Annotated in this window: 11 protein-coding genes, 1 tRNA gene and 1 pseudogene; 7 read left to right on the forward strand and 6 right to left on the reverse strand. The window is 71.2% G+C overall.

What is annotated here, in order from left to right; translation table 11 throughout:
• The 3 genes and pseudogenes from LG632_RS25910 to LG632_RS25920 all read left to right on the forward strand — a co-directional run.
• A pseudogene (locus tag LG632_RS25910) lies at nucleotides 1-440 on the forward strand (hypothetical protein); the annotation flags it as partial.
• Nucleotides 441-449: 9 nt separating this feature from the next.
• Nucleotides 450-1241 carry a maleylpyruvate isomerase family mycothiol-dependent enzyme gene (locus tag LG632_RS25915; RefSeq protein ID WP_226729969.1) on the forward strand — a complete coding sequence of 264 codons (792 nt, stop codon included), beginning with the start codon at nucleotides 450-452 and terminating at the stop codon, nucleotides 1239-1241.
• A gap of 36 nt (nucleotides 1242-1277) precedes the next feature.
• A complete protein-coding gene (locus tag LG632_RS25920) occupies nucleotides 1278-1934 on the forward strand; it encodes an META domain-containing protein (protein WP_226729970.1) in 657 nt (218 codons plus the stop codon).
• Here the strand turns inward: LG632_RS25920 and LG632_RS25925 are convergent.
• Together LG632_RS25925 and LG632_RS30760 are read right to left on the reverse strand one after the other, a co-directional pair.
• Entirely contained in the window at nucleotides 1922-3343 is a 1422-nt protein-coding gene (locus tag LG632_RS25925) for a sulfatase family protein (protein WP_226729971.1), read from the reverse strand. The two genes, LG632_RS25920 and LG632_RS25925, sit on opposite strands and share 13 nt — an antisense overlap.
• 121 nt (nucleotides 3344-3464) lie before the next feature.
• Nucleotides 3465-3605, reverse strand: coding sequence for a putative leader peptide (locus tag LG632_RS30760; protein ID WP_374203581.1), 141 nt, complete (start codon nucleotides 3603-3605; stop codon nucleotides 3465-3467).
• Nucleotides 3606-3707: 102 nt separating this feature from the next.
• Here LG632_RS30760 and purF point away from each other — a divergent pair, with 102 nt between their 5' ends.
• A complete protein-coding gene (gene purF / locus LG632_RS25930; protein WP_226729972.1) occupies nucleotides 3708-5225 on the forward strand; it encodes an amidophosphoribosyltransferase in 1518 nt (505 codons plus the stop codon).
• Between the two features lie 35 nt (nucleotides 5226-5260).
• Nucleotides 5261-6328, forward strand: coding sequence for a phosphoribosylformylglycinamidine cyclo-ligase (gene purM / locus LG632_RS25935; protein ID WP_226729973.1), 1068 nt, complete (start codon nucleotides 5261-5263; stop codon nucleotides 6326-6328).
• Nucleotides 6329-6430: 102 nt separating this feature from the next.
• On the opposite strand, the gene LG632_RS25940 is transcribed toward purM, so the two are convergent.
• Nucleotides 6431-6697, reverse strand: coding sequence for a DUF3073 domain-containing protein (locus LG632_RS25940; RefSeq protein WP_226729974.1), 267 nt, complete (start codon nucleotides 6695-6697; stop codon nucleotides 6431-6433).
• Nucleotides 6698-6976: 279 nt separating this feature from the next.
• Nucleotides 6977-8071 carry a Leu/Phe/Val dehydrogenase gene (locus LG632_RS25945; RefSeq protein ID WP_226729975.1) on the reverse strand — a complete coding sequence of 365 codons (1095 nt, stop codon included), beginning with the start codon at nucleotides 8069-8071 and terminating at the stop codon, nucleotides 6977-6979.
• A 129-nt stretch (nucleotides 8072-8200) separates the two neighbouring features.
• Between LG632_RS25945 and LG632_RS25950 the strand changes: the two genes are divergently transcribed.
• Nucleotides 8201-9073 carry a DUF8083 family protein gene (locus LG632_RS25950; RefSeq protein ID WP_226729976.1) on the forward strand — a complete coding sequence of 291 codons (873 nt, stop codon included), beginning with the start codon at nucleotides 8201-8203 and terminating at the stop codon, nucleotides 9071-9073.
• Nucleotides 9074-9596: 523 nt separating this feature from the next.
• Complete coding sequence (bldC, locus tag LG632_RS25955; protein WP_003949541.1) at nucleotides 9597-9803, forward strand: developmental transcriptional regulator BldC; 207 nt, start codon at nucleotides 9597-9599, stop codon at nucleotides 9801-9803.
• 549 nt (nucleotides 9804-10352) lie between these two features.
• Here the strand turns inward: bldC and LG632_RS25960 are convergent.
• Nucleotides 10353-10426 (reverse strand) — tRNA-Asp (locus tag LG632_RS25960).
• 63 nt (nucleotides 10427-10489) lie between these two features.
• Nucleotides 10490-14437: an ATP-dependent RNA helicase HrpA gene (hrpA, locus tag LG632_RS25965; RefSeq protein ID WP_226729977.1), complete on the reverse strand. Its 3948-nt coding sequence runs from the start codon at nucleotides 14435-14437 to the stop codon at nucleotides 10490-10492.
• Between the last annotated feature and the right edge of the window lie 256 nt (nucleotides 14438-14693).

Below are 14693 nucleotides of genomic sequence, written 5' to 3' on the forward strand. Positions count from 1 at the left end.
CCACCGCCGCGCACGGCCGGGTCGAGTCCTGTGTCCTGGCGCTCGGTCCGGACGGCGTGCGCCGGGTGGCGCCCGGACTGCGGCCCGAGGAGCGGCAGGTGGCGGACGCCGAGCGGGCGCTCGACGACCGGCCGTGGTGGCTCAGGACGTACTCGGCCTACGGCGACGACGCCGACGCGGCCCTGGTGACGGTCGGCTTCCGGGTCCGCCCGGTACCGGAGCTGGGTGCGGGCCGCTCGCAGGACGGCGAGGTCCTCTTCGGATCGGCGACCTGCGCCGACCGCCCCGCCGCCTTCACCCTGCACATACCCCCCGGCTACCGGGCGGTCCTCGGTGACGCCCGCGTGGCCGAGCTGTTCACGGCGTACGCCACCGAGGCCGCGCAGCGGCGGGGTTGCACCGGGCTGAAGCTGCCCGGGGCCGCGGGGCAGGCTGGGTAGGGTCGGGTCATGCCGCCCGCCAAGAAGAAGCCGCGTACCTACGACTCGCGGCGGATCCGTGCCGCTGTGACCACCCAGTTCGGGCATGTCGCCGACGCCGTAGGGGGGTTGACCCAGGAGCAGTTGGCGCGGCCCAGCGGGCTGGGCGCCTGGACGGTCGCCGAACTGGCCGCGCACATCGCCTGGATCGCCGACTCGCTGGCCCGGGGGCTCGACCGGCCGCCGGCGGCCAAGGCCGAACTCGCCGCGCACGAGTGGCCCTTCGCCACCGCCGCGCTGGCCGGGCGGATCGCCGACGCCGCCGGGGAGACCCTCTCCGGGGCGCCGCTGCCCGAGCTGTTCGAGCGGGCCGGGGCCCGGTTGGCCGAGGCGCTCGACGCGCACCGCGACGACCGGGTGCTGGACCTGTGGATCGGGGCCATGCGGCTGGGTGACTTCCTGGTCACCCGGACCGTGGAGCTGGTCGTGCACACCGACGACCTCAACCGGGCGGCCGGCCTGGACGTCCCCCTGGACCGGCAGGCCCTGGCCGCCTGCACCCGGCTGCTGGCCGACGCGCTCGCGCACCGGGTGCCGGGCGGCGCGGTGGAGGTGCGGATCCCGCCGTTCGCCGTGGTCCAGTGCATCGAGGGCCCCCGGCACACCCGGGGGACCCCGCCGGGCGTGGTGGAGACCGATCCGCTGACCTGGATCCGGCTGGCCACCGGCCGTACCGCCTGGGCGGACGCGGTGGCCGACGCCCGGGTACGGGCCAGCGGGCAGCGGGCCGACCTCGCCGGGGTGCTGCCGCTGATGAGCTGAGCGGAACCGGTCGCCTCCGGCGTACGTCGGACCGGTATGCGCAAGCGGATCCCGCTCGTCCTGGCCGCCGCGGTGCTCGCCCTGGGCTGCGGCCCGGCCGCCTCGCGCCCCGCCCCCGCCGGCCCGGCCGCCGCCCTCGGTACCCCGCCCTCCGGCACCGCCGACCCGGCGCCCGCCCCCAGCGGCCCGGCCCCCGACCCCACCGGCCCGGCCCCCGACCCCAGCGGCCCGGCGGCCGGGGTTCCGCTGACCGGTACGCGGTGGACCGTGGACCGGCTGATCGCCGACGGGCGGTCGGTGCCGGTGCCCGCGGCGGCGCGGGGCGCGGCATGGTTCACGCTCTCGGCCGAGGGCCGGGCGAGCGGGAACCTCGGCTGCAACCGGTTCTCCGCCCCGGTGGCGTACGCGGCGGACGGCTCGGTGGCGTTCGGGCCGGTCCTGGCCACCCGGATGGCCTGCACCGGGCCGCCCGGCGAGGTCGAGCGGGCCCTGACCGCCCTGCTCGCCGCGGGCCCGCTCACCGTGCGGATCACGGACCGCTCCCTGCTGCTGACCGCCGCGGACGGCGCCTCGGGACTGACGGCCACCACCACGCCGGACGGGGCGACCACGGACGCGGCCACGGCGACCGCGGCCACGGCGACCGGGGCCACGGCGACCGGGGCCACGACGGGCGGGGCTCAGCCCGGGTAGGGCAGCAAGGTGGCGTTCGTCCGTTCCCAGGCGGCCCGCAGCTCGGCCAGCCGGTCCGGCTCGACCGCCGCCTTGTCGGCCTGCTCCCGTACGTCGCCCGCCAGGTCGAAGAGCTGGTCCCGGCCGGACCGGCCGCGGTAGTACTTCCAGTCGCCGCGCCGCAGCGCCCGCTCGCCCCGGACCCGCCAGAACAGGTCCCGGGCGGGGGCCGCCTCCCCGCGCAGCAGGTAGCCGGCCAGGCTCGCACCGTCGAGCGGGTACGCGGGGTGCGGCCGGGCCCCGGCCAGCTCCAGCAGGGTGGCCGTCCAGTCCGGGCTGAACACCGGGACCCGGCTGACCTGTCCGCCGTCGATCCGGGCCGGCCAGCGCAGGAGGGTGGGAACCCGGATGCCGCCCTCCTGGAGCGAGGCCTTGTTGCCGGACAGCGGCCAGTTGTGGGAGAAGCGCTCGCCGCCGTTGTCGCTGGCGAAGACGACCAGGGTGTCCCGCTCCTGGCCGGAGCGGCGCAGGGCGTCGAGGACGGTGCCGACGGAACGGTCGAGGTCCTCGACCATCTGCCGGTACTTCTCGACGGAGCCGCCGTCCTGGTGCCACAGCGCCCGCCCGTCACCGGCCTGGATCCGTCGGACGATCTCGGCGCTGGTCTCCTCGTCGCCGTCGGCGATCCACGGCCAGTGCGGGGTGGTGAAGTTCAGGTTGAGCAGCCACGGCTTCCCGCCGTGGTCGCGCCGCACGTAGTCGCTGGCCCGCTCGGTGAGGATGCGGGTGTAGTAGCGCAGGTCCTTGTACGCGGCGTCGCCCTCGTAGAGGTCGTACTCGCCGCCCAGGCCCAGCTTGGAGTAGTACTCCAGGGCCCCGCCGAAGTTGCCGAAGAACTCCTCCCAGCCGGACCGGGTGGGGCTGTACGCGGGCAGGTAGCCGCAGTGCCACTTGCCGATCAGCGCGGTGGCGTAGCCGGCGTCGCGCAGCAGCGAGGCGAGCGTGGGGTGGGTGGGTTCGAGGCCCACGGACCTGTCGGCGATCGGCTCGGCCAGGCCACCCTTGGTACGGCCCGGGAAACGGCCGGTGTAGAGGCTGAACCGGGTGGGCGAGCAGGTGGCCGATCCGGAGTAGGCGTCGGTGAAACGGACGCCCTGACGGGCCAGCCGGTCCAGGTTCGGCGTCCTGATGTGCGGGGCGCCGTACGAGGACAGGTCGGCCCAGCCGAGGTCGTCGCCGAGGATGAACAGGATGTTGGGGCGGCGCGCGGCCCGGCCGGGAGCGGCACGGAACTCGCGTTCGGCGGGCGGGGCCGCGGGGGTCTGCGCGGCCCGGGCCGGGGCGGCGGCCCCGAGTCCGGCGGCGGCGGCCGTGGCGGCGGCGGCCCCGCCGAAGGCGCGGCGGGACAGCGTGCGGTCGTTGCTGGGCATGGGTGTGCGTGCTCCGGGGAAGCGGCGGGTGCGAGGACGCGGCCCGCTGGGGAAAGGGCCCCGCACGGCTGCAGGGCAGGAGAAAGGGAGCCCGGTCAGGGGCGAAGGTGTGCCGGGGAACTCAACGGCAGCGACAGATGGCGCTCGCTACACGGACCAGGTCGACGTGGCGGCGCTCCACGAGGGTGACGGCTCGGTCACCGAGGGGCTGCATGGTCCGAGAGCCTCGCCGAATGCGGCAGGAGCTGTCAACACACCCCATCCGGATACCGAGACACGCGTAGACAGTCACCCTTCGTGCTGTGACATTTCCCAGGGCGTCCCCAATTCGGACCAGTGGACGACGTCGCCTAGACTCGGTGTCGTGCCTCGTGGTGATGGACGACTCAACCACGACCTGCTCCCCGGCGAGAAGGGCCCCCAGGACGCTTGCGGCGTCTTCGGTGTCTGGGCTCCGGGTGAAGAGGTCGCCAAGCTCACCTACTTCGGACTGTATGCACTGCAGCACCGCGGACAGGAGTCCGCGGGAATCGCTGTGAGCAACGGTTCCCAGATCCTCGTCTTCAAGGACATGGGACTTGTCTCCCAGGTCTTCGACGAGACCTCCCTCGGCTCTCTCCAGGGTCATATCGCGGTCGGTCACGCCCGTTACTCCACCACCGGTGCCTCGGTGTGGGAGAACGCGCAGCCCACCTTCCGCGCGACGGCCCACGGCTCGCTGGCCCTGGGACACAACGGCAACCTGGTGAACACTGCCGAACTCGCGGAGATGGTCGCCGACCTCCCGCGTCAGGACGGCCGCGCGACCCAGGTCGCGGCCACCAACGACACCGACCTCGTGACCGCCCTCCTCGCCGGCCAGACCGACGAGGACGGCAAGCCGCTGACCGTCGAGGAGTCCGCCCGCGTGGTGCTCCCGAAGGTCAAGGGCGCCTTCTCCCTGGTCTTCATGGACGAGGGGACCCTCTACACCGCCCGTGACCCGCAGGGCATCCGCCCGCTGGTCCTCGGCCGCCTGGAGCGCGGCTGGGTGGTGGCGAGCGAGACCGCCGCCCTCGACATCGTGGGCGCCAGCTTCGTCCGCGAGGTCGAGCCGGGTGAGCTCATCGCCATCGACGAGAACGGCCTGCGCACCTCCCGCTTCGCGGAAGCAAAGCCCAAGGGCTGTGTGTTCGAGTACGTCTACCTGGCGCGCCCGGACACCGACATCGCCGGCCGCAACGTCTATCTCAGCCGGGTCGAGATGGGCCGCCGCCTCGCCAAGGAGGCCCCCGTCGAGGCCGATCTGGTGATAGCGACGCCGGAGTCGGGCACCCCCGCCGCCGTCGGCTACGCCGAGGCGAGCGGCATCCCGTACGGCTCCGGCCTGGTGAAGAACGCCTACGTCGGCCGGACCTTCATCCAGCCGTCCCAGACGATCCGCCAGCTCGGCATCCGCCTGAAGCTGAACCCCCTCAAGGAAGTCATCCGCGGCAAGCGCCTGGTGGTCGTCGACGACTCGATCGTCCGCGGCAACACCCAGCGCGCCCTGGTCCGGATGCTCCGCGAGGCCGGCGCCGCCGAGGTCCACATCCGGATCTCCTCCCCGCCGGTCAAGTGGCCGTGCTTCTTCGGCATCGACTTCGCCACCCGCGCGGAGCTGATCGCCAACGGCATGACGGTCGAGGAGATCGGCACGTCGCTGGGCGCGGACTCGCTGGCGTACATCTCCCTCGACGCCATGATCGAGGCGACCACCATCCAGAAGCCGAACCTCTGCCGCGCCTGCTTCGACGGCGAGTACCCGATGGCGCTGCCGGACCCGGAGCTCCTCGGCAAGCAGCTGCTGGAGACCGAGCTGGCGGGCGGCCCCGACGCGGCCGACGCGCTGCGTCGCCCGTAAGACCCCCGCAGTACACGACACGAAAGTTCTCCCCTATGAGCGAGACCACCGGTGCCTCCTACGCGTCCGCGGGCGTCGACATCGAGGCGGGTGACCGCGCCGTCGAGCTGATGAAGCAGTGGGTGAAGAAGACCCAGCGCCCCGAGGTCCTCGGCGGCCTGGGCGGCTTCGCCGGCCTGTTCGACGCCTCCGCCCTCAAGCGCTACGAGCGCCCGCTGCTGGCCTCCGCCACGGACGGTGTCGGCACCAAGGTCGACATCGCCCGCCAGCTGGGCGTGTACGACACCATCGGCCACGACCTGGTCGCCATGGTCATGGACGACATCGTCGTCTGCGGCGCCGAGCCGCTGTTCATGACCGACTACATCTGCGTGGGCAAGGTCCACCCGGAGCGGGTCGCCGCCATCGTCAAGGGCATCGCCGAGGGCTGCGTCCTGGCCGGCTGCGCCCTCGTGGGCGGCGAGACCGCGGAGCACCCGGGCCTGCTGGGCCCGGACGACTTCGACGTGGCGGGCGCCGGCACGGGCGTCGTCGAGCACGACCGGCTGCTCGGCGCGGATCGCATCCGTACGGGTGACGCGGTCGTCGCGATGGCGTCGTCCGGCCTTCACTCGAACGGGTACTCGCTGGTCCGGCACGTGCTCTTCGACCGGGCAGGGCTGTCCCTGGACCGCGAGGTCCCGGAGTTCGGCCGCACCCTCGGCGAGGAGTTGCTGGAGCCCACCAAGATCTACTCGCTGGACTGCCTGGCCCTCACCCGCACCACCGAGGTCCACGCGTTCTCGCACATCACGGGTGGCGGCCTCGCCGCCAACCTGGCCCGGGTGATCCCGGACCACCTGCACGCCTCGGTCGACCGTTCGACCTGGGCCCCGGGTGCGGTGTTCGACCTGGTCGGCAAGGCCGGCCGGGTGGAGCAGCTGGAACTGGAGAAGACCCTGAACATGGGCGTCGGCATGATGGCCGTCGTACCGCAGGAGTCCGTGGACGTGGCCCTGACGACGCTGGCCGACCGCGGCGTCGACGCCTGGGTCGCCGGTGAGATCGTCGAGCGCGGCGCGCACACCGAGGGCGCGACCCTGGTCGGGTCCTACGCGAGCTGAGCAGCACCAAAACCCGGTCCGGGGCCTAGGCCCTGGACCGGGTTCGAGTGTTTCAGCTGTGGAAGACCTGGTGCGAAGCTACGAGCTCAGAGGCTACGAGCGTCAAGCGCCGCGGCGCTGCTGCGACGGACCGGACTCTTCGTCCTCGTCCTCGTCGTCGTCCGTGTTGTACAGCTCCGCGTAGCGGGCGTACGGGTCCTCGTCCTCGTCGTCGTCCTCGAACGGCTCGCCATTCGGCGGCTGCGAGAGCGGTTGCGAAGTCGATGCGCCCAGCTCGCTGGCCAGACGCGTCAGGTCAGTCCCGCCGCTGCTGTACTTCAGCTGGCGGGCGACCTTCGTCTGCTTGGCCTTTGCCCGGCCGCGCCCCATGGCTCGACCCCCTCGGTGACGGGGCTCGACGGCCCCAGAGTCTTGACACGCGTTCATGGTTCGGAGCGGGCTCTCCTCGAAGAGACCGTCCTTAGGGCTTTAACGGTACCTGCTTCCGCGGCCATACGGTACGCCGCCCGCATGACGTGCCCCGGCGCAGTGACCATGAGACGCCCTGTCCTCGCTGGTCAGCTGTGATTTTAACCCGTTATTGCCGGGCGACCCGCCGAAGTGCAGTGAGTCATGTCTCGCTGCCACCCCGGCGGGCCCGTCGGTGCCTCAGCCCTGGCGCGCCGCGCGCGCGTCGGCCATCCGCTGCTCGGCGATCCGGTCGGCCGCGGCGGCCGGCGGAATACCGTCTTCCTTCGCACGTGCGAAGATTTCGAGCGTGGTGTCGAAGATCTTCGTCGCCTTCACCTTGCACCGGTCGAAGTCGAAGCCGTGCAGCTCGTCGGCGACCTGGATCACGCCGCCCGCGTTGACCACGTAGTCGGGCGCGTACAGGATCCCGCGGTCCGCGAGGTCCTTCTCGACGCCGGGGTGCGCGAGCTGGTTGTTGGCCGCGCCGCAGACCACCTTGGCGGTCAGCACCGGCACGGTGTCGTCGTTCAGCGCGCCGCCCAGCGCGCACGGCGCGTAGATGTCCAGGTCGGGCACGCGGATCAGGGCGTCGGTGTCGGCCACCGCCGTGACCTTGCCCGGGTGCTTGTCGAGGATGCGCTGCACCGACTCCTGGCGGACGTCCGTGATCACGACCTCGGCGCCGTCCTCGAGCAGGTGCTCGACCAGGTAGTGCCCCACCTTGCCGACGCCGACCACGCCGACCTTGCGGCCGCGCAGGGTCGGGTCGCCCCACAGGGCCTGGGCGCTGGCGCGCATGCCCTGGAAGACGCCGAAGGCGGTGAGCACCGAGGAGTCGCCGGCGCCGCCGTTCTCGGGGGAGCGGCCGGTGGCCCAGCGGGTCTCGCGCGCCACCACGTCCATGTCCGCGACGTAGGTGCCGACGTCGCAGGCGGTCACGTACCGGCCGCCGAGGGACTCCACGAAGCGGCCGTAGGCGAGCAGCAGGTCCTCGGTCTTGACGAGGTCGGGATCACCGATGATCACGGCCTTGCCGCCGCCGTGGTCCAGGCCGGCCATGGCGTTCTTGTAGGACATGCCGCGCGAGAGGTTCAGCGCGTCGAGGACGGCCTCCTCGTCCGAGGCGTACGCGTGGAACCGCGTGCCGCCGAGGGCCGGGCCCAGGGCGGTGGAGTGGATGGCGATGACGGCCTTGAGGCCGGTGGCGCGGTCCTGGCAGAGCACGACTTGCTCGTGGCCCCCCTGCTCCGAGCGGAACAGGGTGTGCAGGACGCCGTCGGTCATTTCGGTCACGGTGGTGACTCCCATGGAAGAGAAGCGGCGGTGTGGCCCTCGTGCGGGTGGGGAGGGCCTGTCGGGAGCAGCGTAAGACCTCCGGGGCCCCGCGGAGTAGCGCTTGTTCCCACGGGGGAGGACGAGGAGGTGAGCGAATCCTGCGAGCCGCACCGGCTGCCCTCCGCCCGCTCGGCGCCGACCGTACCGTACGCCTCCTACCTGCGCGTCTACGAGCCGCTGGGCGCCTTCGCGGAGCCGGAGCGCTCGCACTGGGCGGACTACGCCCGGCGGACCGGCACGCCCACGGCCCAGGACGAACTGCGCCGGTGCCTGGCGGACTTGGTCGCGGTGCCGCCGACGGGGGTGCCGGTGCACGAGAGCGCGGACGCGTTCACGGCCGAGCTGGACGGGGAGGTGCTGGTCTGCCCGTGGCGGACCCGGCTGCGCGGCTGGCTGGCCCTGCAGGAACTGGTGGACGAGGGCACCCGGGGCGGCTTCCCCGGGCCCGTGCTGGACGCGGCGCTGCCGCCGGTGGTCCGCCGCCAGGCGGCCGCCGACTACGCGCGCTGGCGCGAGCGCCACCCCGACGCCCGGCCGTGGATCCGTACGGCGGTGTGGCAGGTGCCGGTGCGCTGGTTCGTGCTGGTGGCCGACGAGGAGCGCGACTACGTCCCCGGTGAACGGCTGCGCTACCGCACCCCGATGGTCCAGGCCCGCCGCCGGCTGGCCCGGGGGCTGCGGACGCTGCGCCGGACGGAGGGCTACGACGGCCTGGCCGAGGGGCTGGTGGAGGTGGGCAGCTGGCTGGAGGAGTTCCACCCCCGCTCGCTCGTCGAGCTCGACTACGGCGGCCTGGTGCACGCCCTGCCCCCGGAGCGGCTGGCGGTGGACCGCTCGGCCAAGGACGTGGCGCTGGGGTTCACGGCGCTGAAGGACGGGGACGCCGAGGCCGCCGCCGAGACGTACGGCAGGCTGAGCGAGCGGTGGCGCGCGGTGCGCGAGCGACTCTTCGCGAACTAGCCGGAGGCTGGTGGTATCGGCCGAACGGGCATAAGTTGCTGATCAACGGGTTGATTCGAGCATTTGGGCCTTAGTGCCGGGACCTACGTCCCGATACGGGCCATTGGCCCAAGCGTGACGGACCGCACTAACCACACCCTTGCGCCCTTCCCCTACCCTCGTGCCAAAATAGGACAAGGAGTCCGGGGAGGGTTCCTTCCGTCCAACTAGGGGCGGAATGCTCGGTATTGCACGCTATGGGGGGTCTCGTGACTCCTGGTTGCTCTGTGACTGATCGTTACCGCGCGGTGACTGTCCGTTATGCACCGGTCCATCGGCTTCCGCCGCTGATGAACACCTCGGAGGGCAATTCCATCGGTTTGGCCGACGAGGCTGGACAGATGGTGTAGTTGTAGTGCCGAGGACAAGCCGTTCGTCCTATAACCGACTCGGCCCGCGTATGTCCATTTCGGGCAACGCGGGCCAAGGTGCAGAATTTAGAGGAAAGAACCGAGATGGTTCGGTTCTCCCGAGGAGGCCGCTCATGACCGCTCGCACCCCTGATGCCGAGCCGCTGCTGACCCCGGCTGAGGTCGCCACGATGTTCCGCGTGGACCCGAAGACGGTGACCCGCTGGGCGAAGGCTGGCAAGCTCACGTCCATCCGCACCCTGGGTGGGCACCGCCGTTACCGCGAGGCCGAGGTTCGCGCCCTGCTGGCGGGAATTCCGCAGCAGCGCAGCGAGGCCTGAGGTTCGTAGCACCCCGTAATACCGGGTCGATATCGGATCCCCCAATCCGATGAAACCCACATGGCTTCATACGACCGGACCTGCCCCAACAGGTCCGTCGTCATGAGACCGCGCTGGACTCCGCCGGGTTCAGCGCGGTCTTTTTTTGTGCCCTGTGGGGCCCCTGCGAGAGGGGGTGCAATTGCACATATTAAATTGAACCGGCGTAGGGGTGCGATAAAAGTACCCGGTCCCCAAACTCGTCTGGTGACTCCCGTCACATCTGACAACTCTTGTACATCCGGCATTGCACCCGTAATGGGGATCTGCGTCGGTGGCCATTCACCCGTGCGAGGGACTTTCGTCCTCCTCCGTACGGGTGAGGTGTCCGGGCGGTGCACGGCGCCCGTCCCCGGGCACCCGGCACCGCCACCCGGCGGGCCCCCTCGCCGGCGTCCGGTCGTCCAGGCGTCCAGGCGTCCGGGAGTCCGGGAGTCCGGGCATGCCGGCCGGCGTCCGGGCATGCGGAAGGGCCCGTATCCCTCGGGATACGGGCCCTTCCGTGACATGCGATCCTGACGGGACTTGAACCCGCGACCTCCACCTTGACAGGGTGGCGAGCTAACCAACTGCTCCACAGGACCTTGGCTGCGAGTCAGACTGTACAGCAGAGCCGGGGGTTCGGTCGAACTCGATCACCGGGGCGCTCACGGAGCCAGCGCGTCGACCGCCTTCACGATCCGCTTGTCGGAGATGGGGTACGCCGTCCCGAGGGCGTGGGCGAAGTAGCTGACCCTCAGCTCCTCGATCATCCAGCGGATGTCGGTGACCGCCTCCGGGACCGGCCGGCCCTTGGGCAGCTGCTCCAGCAGCCAGGCGTACTCGTCCTGCATCTCGTGGATCTTCTCCATGCGCGTGGTGTCGCGCTGGACGCCCGTGGGCATCTGCTGGAGCCGCCGGTCCGCCGCCACCAGGTAGCGCATCAGGTCCGGCAGCCGCTTCAGCCCGGTCAGGGTCACGAAACCGGCCGGCATGAGGGCCGCCAGCTGCGTCCTGACGTCCTGGACGTTGTTCAGCAGGGCCAGGCTTTTCGTGGCCTTCAGCCGGCGCTCACAGGCCTGCCAGGCGGCCAGGATCTGCTGCACCTGGCCGACGGTGCGGACCGTGGTGTCGACGAGGTCGGCGCGCACGGCGTCGAACAGCGCGCGGAAGCCCGCCTCGTCCCACGCCGGGCCGCCGTGGTCGGCGATCAGCTTGTCGGCCGCCGCGGTGGCGCAGTCCTCGAACAGGGCCTGGACCGAGCCGTGCGGGTTGCGGGACAGCGCCAGCTTCTGCTGGTTCGTCAGCTTGTCCGAGGCGAACTTCGCCGGGTTCACCGGGATGTTCAGCATGATCAGCTTCCGGGTGCCCAGCCACATGGCCCGCGCCTGCTCGGCCTCGGTGTCGAAGAGCCGTACGGACACGGTGTCGCCCGCGTCCACCAGCGCCGGGTACGCCTTGACCGGCTGCCCGGCCCGGCGGGTCTCGAACACCTTGGTCAGGGTGCCGATGGTCCAGTCGGTCAGCCCGGTGCGCTCCAGGGAGGTGCCGCCCGCCCGCTCGGCGGTCGCCGCGGCCGCCTTGGACAGCGCCTGGCGGGCCTTGGGCTTCAGCCTCAGCCGCAGGGCCTCCAGGTCCTTGTCCTCGGCCAGCTTGCGGCGCCGCTCGTCGACGATCCGGAACGTGATCTTGAGGTGGTCCGGGATCCGCGAGGGGTCGAAGTCCTCGGCGGCCACCGGCACGCCCACCATCCGGTGCAGCTCCCGCGCGAGGGTGACCGTCAGCGGCTCCTGGAGCGGGACGGCCGTGTCGAGGAAGCGGGAGGCGTAGTTCGGGGCGGGCACGTAGTGCCGGCGGATCGGCTTGGGCAGGGAGCGGATCAGCTCGGTGACCACCTCCTCGCGCAGGCCCGGGATCTGCCAGTCGAAGCCCTCGTCGGTGACCTGGTTGAGCACCTGGAGCGGGATGTGCACGGTCACACCGTCCGCGTCCGCCCCGGGCTCGAACTGGTACGTCACCTTGAACTTGAGCTGCCCCTGCCGCCAGGAGTCCGGGTAGTCGGCCTTGGTGACGCCCTTGGCCTTGTCGGTGAGCAGCATCTCGCGCTCGAAGTCGAGGAGTTCGGGCTCCTCGCGCTTCTTGTGCTTCCACCAGGAGTCGAAGTGCGCGCCCGACACCACGTGCTCGGGGATCCGCTGGTCGTAGAAGTCGAACAGGGTCTCGTCGTCCACGACGATGTCGCGGCGCCGGGCCCGGTGCTCCAGCTCCTCGACCTCGGTGAGCAGCTTGCGGTTGTCGGCGTAGAACTTGTGGTGCGTGCGCCAGTCGCCCTCGACCAGCGCGTTGCGGATGAACAGCTCCCGGCAGACCTCGGGGTCGATCCGGCCGTAGTTGATCTTCCGCTGGGCCACGATCGGCACGCCGTAGAGCGTGACCTTCTCGTACGCCATGACGGCCGCCTGGTCCTTCTCCCAGTGCGGCTCGCTGTACGTGCGCTTGATCAGGTGCTGCGCCAGCGGCTCGACCCACTCGGGTTCCACCTTGGCGTTGACCCGGGCCCACAGCCGCGAGGTCTCCACCAGCTCCGCCGACATCACGAACTTGGGCTGCTTCTTGAACAGCGCCGACCCGGGGAAGATCGCGAACTTGGCCGACCGGGCGCCCAGGTACTCGTTCTTGTCGGTGTCCTTCAGCCCGATGTGCGAGAGCAGGCCGGCCAGCAGCGAGACGTGGACGCTCTGCTCGGGCGCGTCCTCCTCGTTGAGGTGGATGCCCATCGACTTGGCGACCGTACGCAGCTGGGCGTAGATGTCCTGCCACTCGCGGATCCGCAGGAAGTTCAGGTACTCCTGCTTGCACATCCGGCGGAAGGAGGACGAGCCCCGCTCCTTCTGCTGCTCGCGGACGTAGCGCCAGAGGTTGAGGTAGGCCAGGAAGTCGGACGTCTCGTCCTTGAACCGGGCGTGGTGCTGGTCGGCCTGGGTCTGCTTGTCCGAGGGCCGCTCGCGCGGGTCCTGGATGGACAGGGCGGCGGCGATGACCATGACCTCGCGGACACAGCCGTTCTTGTCGGCCTCGATCACCATCCGGGCCAGCCGCGGGTCCACGGGCAGCTGCGCGAGCTTGCGGCCGAGCGGGGTCAGCCGCTTCTTCGGGTCCTTCTGGGACGGGTCCAGAGCGCCGAGCTCCTGCAGGAGCTGGACGCCGTCGCGGATGTTGCGGTGGTCCGGCGGGTCGATGAAGGGGAACTTCTCGATCTCGCCCAGGCCCGCCGCGGTCATCTGGAGGATGACCGAGGCGAGGTTGGTGCGCAGGATCTCGGCGTCGGTGAACTCCGGACGGGCGTCGAAATCGTCCTCGGAGTACAGCCGGATGCAGATGCCGTCGCTGGTACGGCCGCAGCGGCCCTTGCGCTGGTTGGCGCTGGCCTGGGAGATCCGCTCGATGGGCAGCCGCTGGACCTTCGTGCGGTGGCTGTAGCGGGAGATGCGGGCCGTGCCCGGGTCGATGACGTACTTGATGCCGGGGACGGTGAGCGAGGTCTCGGCGACGTTGGTGGCCAGGACGATCCGGCGGCCGGTGTGCGGCTGGAAGACGCGGTGCTGCTCGGCGTGCGAGAGGCGGGCGTAGAGCGGCAGCACCTCCGTGCTCTGCCGGACAGCGCCTCCGGCGCGCGACAGCTTCAGCTTGTTGAGGGCGTCCGCGGTGTCGCGGATCTCGCGTTCGCCGGAGAGGAAGACCAGGATGTCGCCCGGGCCCTCCTTCTGGAGCTCGTCCACGGCGTCGCAGATGGCGGTGATCTGGTCCCGGTCGGCGTCCTCGGAGTCCTCCTCCAGGAGCGGGCGGTAGCGCACCTCGACCGGGTACGTACGGCCGCTGACCTCGACGATCGGGGCGTCCCCGAAGTGGCGGGAGAAGCGCTCGGGGTCGATGGTCGCGGAGGTGATCACGACCTTGAGGTCGGGGCGCTTGGGCAGCAGCTGGGCGAGGTAGCCGAGCAGGAAGTCGATGTTGAGGCTGCGCTCGTGGGCCTCGTCGATGATGATCGTGTCGTAGGCGCGCAGCTCGCGGTCCGTCTGGATCTCGGCGAGCAGGATGCCGTCCGTCATCAGTTTCACGAAGGTCGCGTCCGGGTCGACCTGGTCGGTGAACCGGACCTTCCAGCCGACCGTCTCGCCGAGCTCGGTCTTCAGCTCCTCGGCGATGCGCTCCGCGACCGTGCGCGCCGCGATCCGGCGCGGCTGCGTGTGGCCGATCATGCCGCGCAGGCCCCGGCCCAGCTCCATGCAGATCTTGGGGATCTGCGTGGTCTTGCCGGATCCGGTCTCGCCCGCGACGATCACGACCTGGTGGTCGCGTATCGCCTCGGCGATCTCGTCCTTCTTCTGGCTGACCGGCAGGCTCTCGGGGTACGTGACCTCCGGCCGGCGCGCGGCCCGCGCGGCCACCCGCTCGGCGCACTTCGCGGCCTCGGCGGCGATCTCGTCGAGGACCGCCTGCTTGGCCTCGGGCTTGCGGATGCGGCGGGCGCCCTCGAGACGTCGGCCGAGGCGGTGAGCGTCGCGGAGCGAGATCTCACCGAGCTGGGTCTGCAGGGCGGCGAAGGAAGTAGACATACCTGATCGAGGATCTCACCTGGTGCGGCTGGGTGGCGAACCCATTTCGGAGTGCGGGCCGTACCATTTCGGGACGAGTCCCCCGTCCGTCATGCGCCGTCGTCCGTCCGTCACCGTCCGTGAGAGGCCCCAGCCATGCGAATCAGCCTCCGGCCCGGGCGCGCACGGCTCCTGCTCCCGCTCCCGCTCCTGCTCCTGCTCCTGCTCACGACGGTGCTGCTCCCCCAGCCGGGCGGGCCCGCCGCGCCGGGCGGGT

The organism is Streptomyces antimicrobicus (assembly GCF_020532625.1).
Lineage (GTDB): Bacteria > Actinomycetota > Actinomycetes > Streptomycetales > Streptomycetaceae > Streptomyces > Streptomyces antimicrobicus.

Coding starts and splice junctions, on each gene's coding strand:
- purM (WP_226729973.1), top strand. CDS start 5,261: ATGAGCGAGACCACCGGTGCCTCCTACGCGTCCGCGGGCGTCGACATC.
- bldC (WP_003949541.1), top strand. CDS start 9,597: ATGACCGCTCGCACCCCTGATGCCGAGCCGCTGCTGACCCCGGCTGAG.
- hrpA (WP_226729977.1), bottom strand. CDS start 14,437: ATGTCTACTTCCTTCGCCGCCCTGCAGACCCAGCTCGGTGAGATCTCG.
- LG632_RS25925 (WP_226729971.1), bottom strand. CDS start 3,343: ATGCCCAGCAACGACCGCACGCTGTCCCGCCGCGCCTTCGGCGGGGCC.
- LG632_RS25940 (WP_226729974.1), bottom strand. CDS start 6,697: ATGGGGCGCGGCCGGGCAAAGGCCAAGCAGACGAAGGTCGCCCGCCAG.
- LG632_RS25915 (WP_226729969.1), top strand. CDS start 450: ATGCCGCCCGCCAAGAAGAAGCCGCGTACCTACGACTCGCGGCGGATC.
- LG632_RS25920 (WP_226729970.1), top strand. CDS start 1,278: ATGCGCAAGCGGATCCCGCTCGTCCTGGCCGCCGCGGTGCTCGCCCTG.
- LG632_RS30760 (WP_374203581.1), bottom strand. CDS start 3,605: ATGGGGTGTGTTGACAGCTCCTGCCGCATTCGGCGAGGCTCTCGGACC.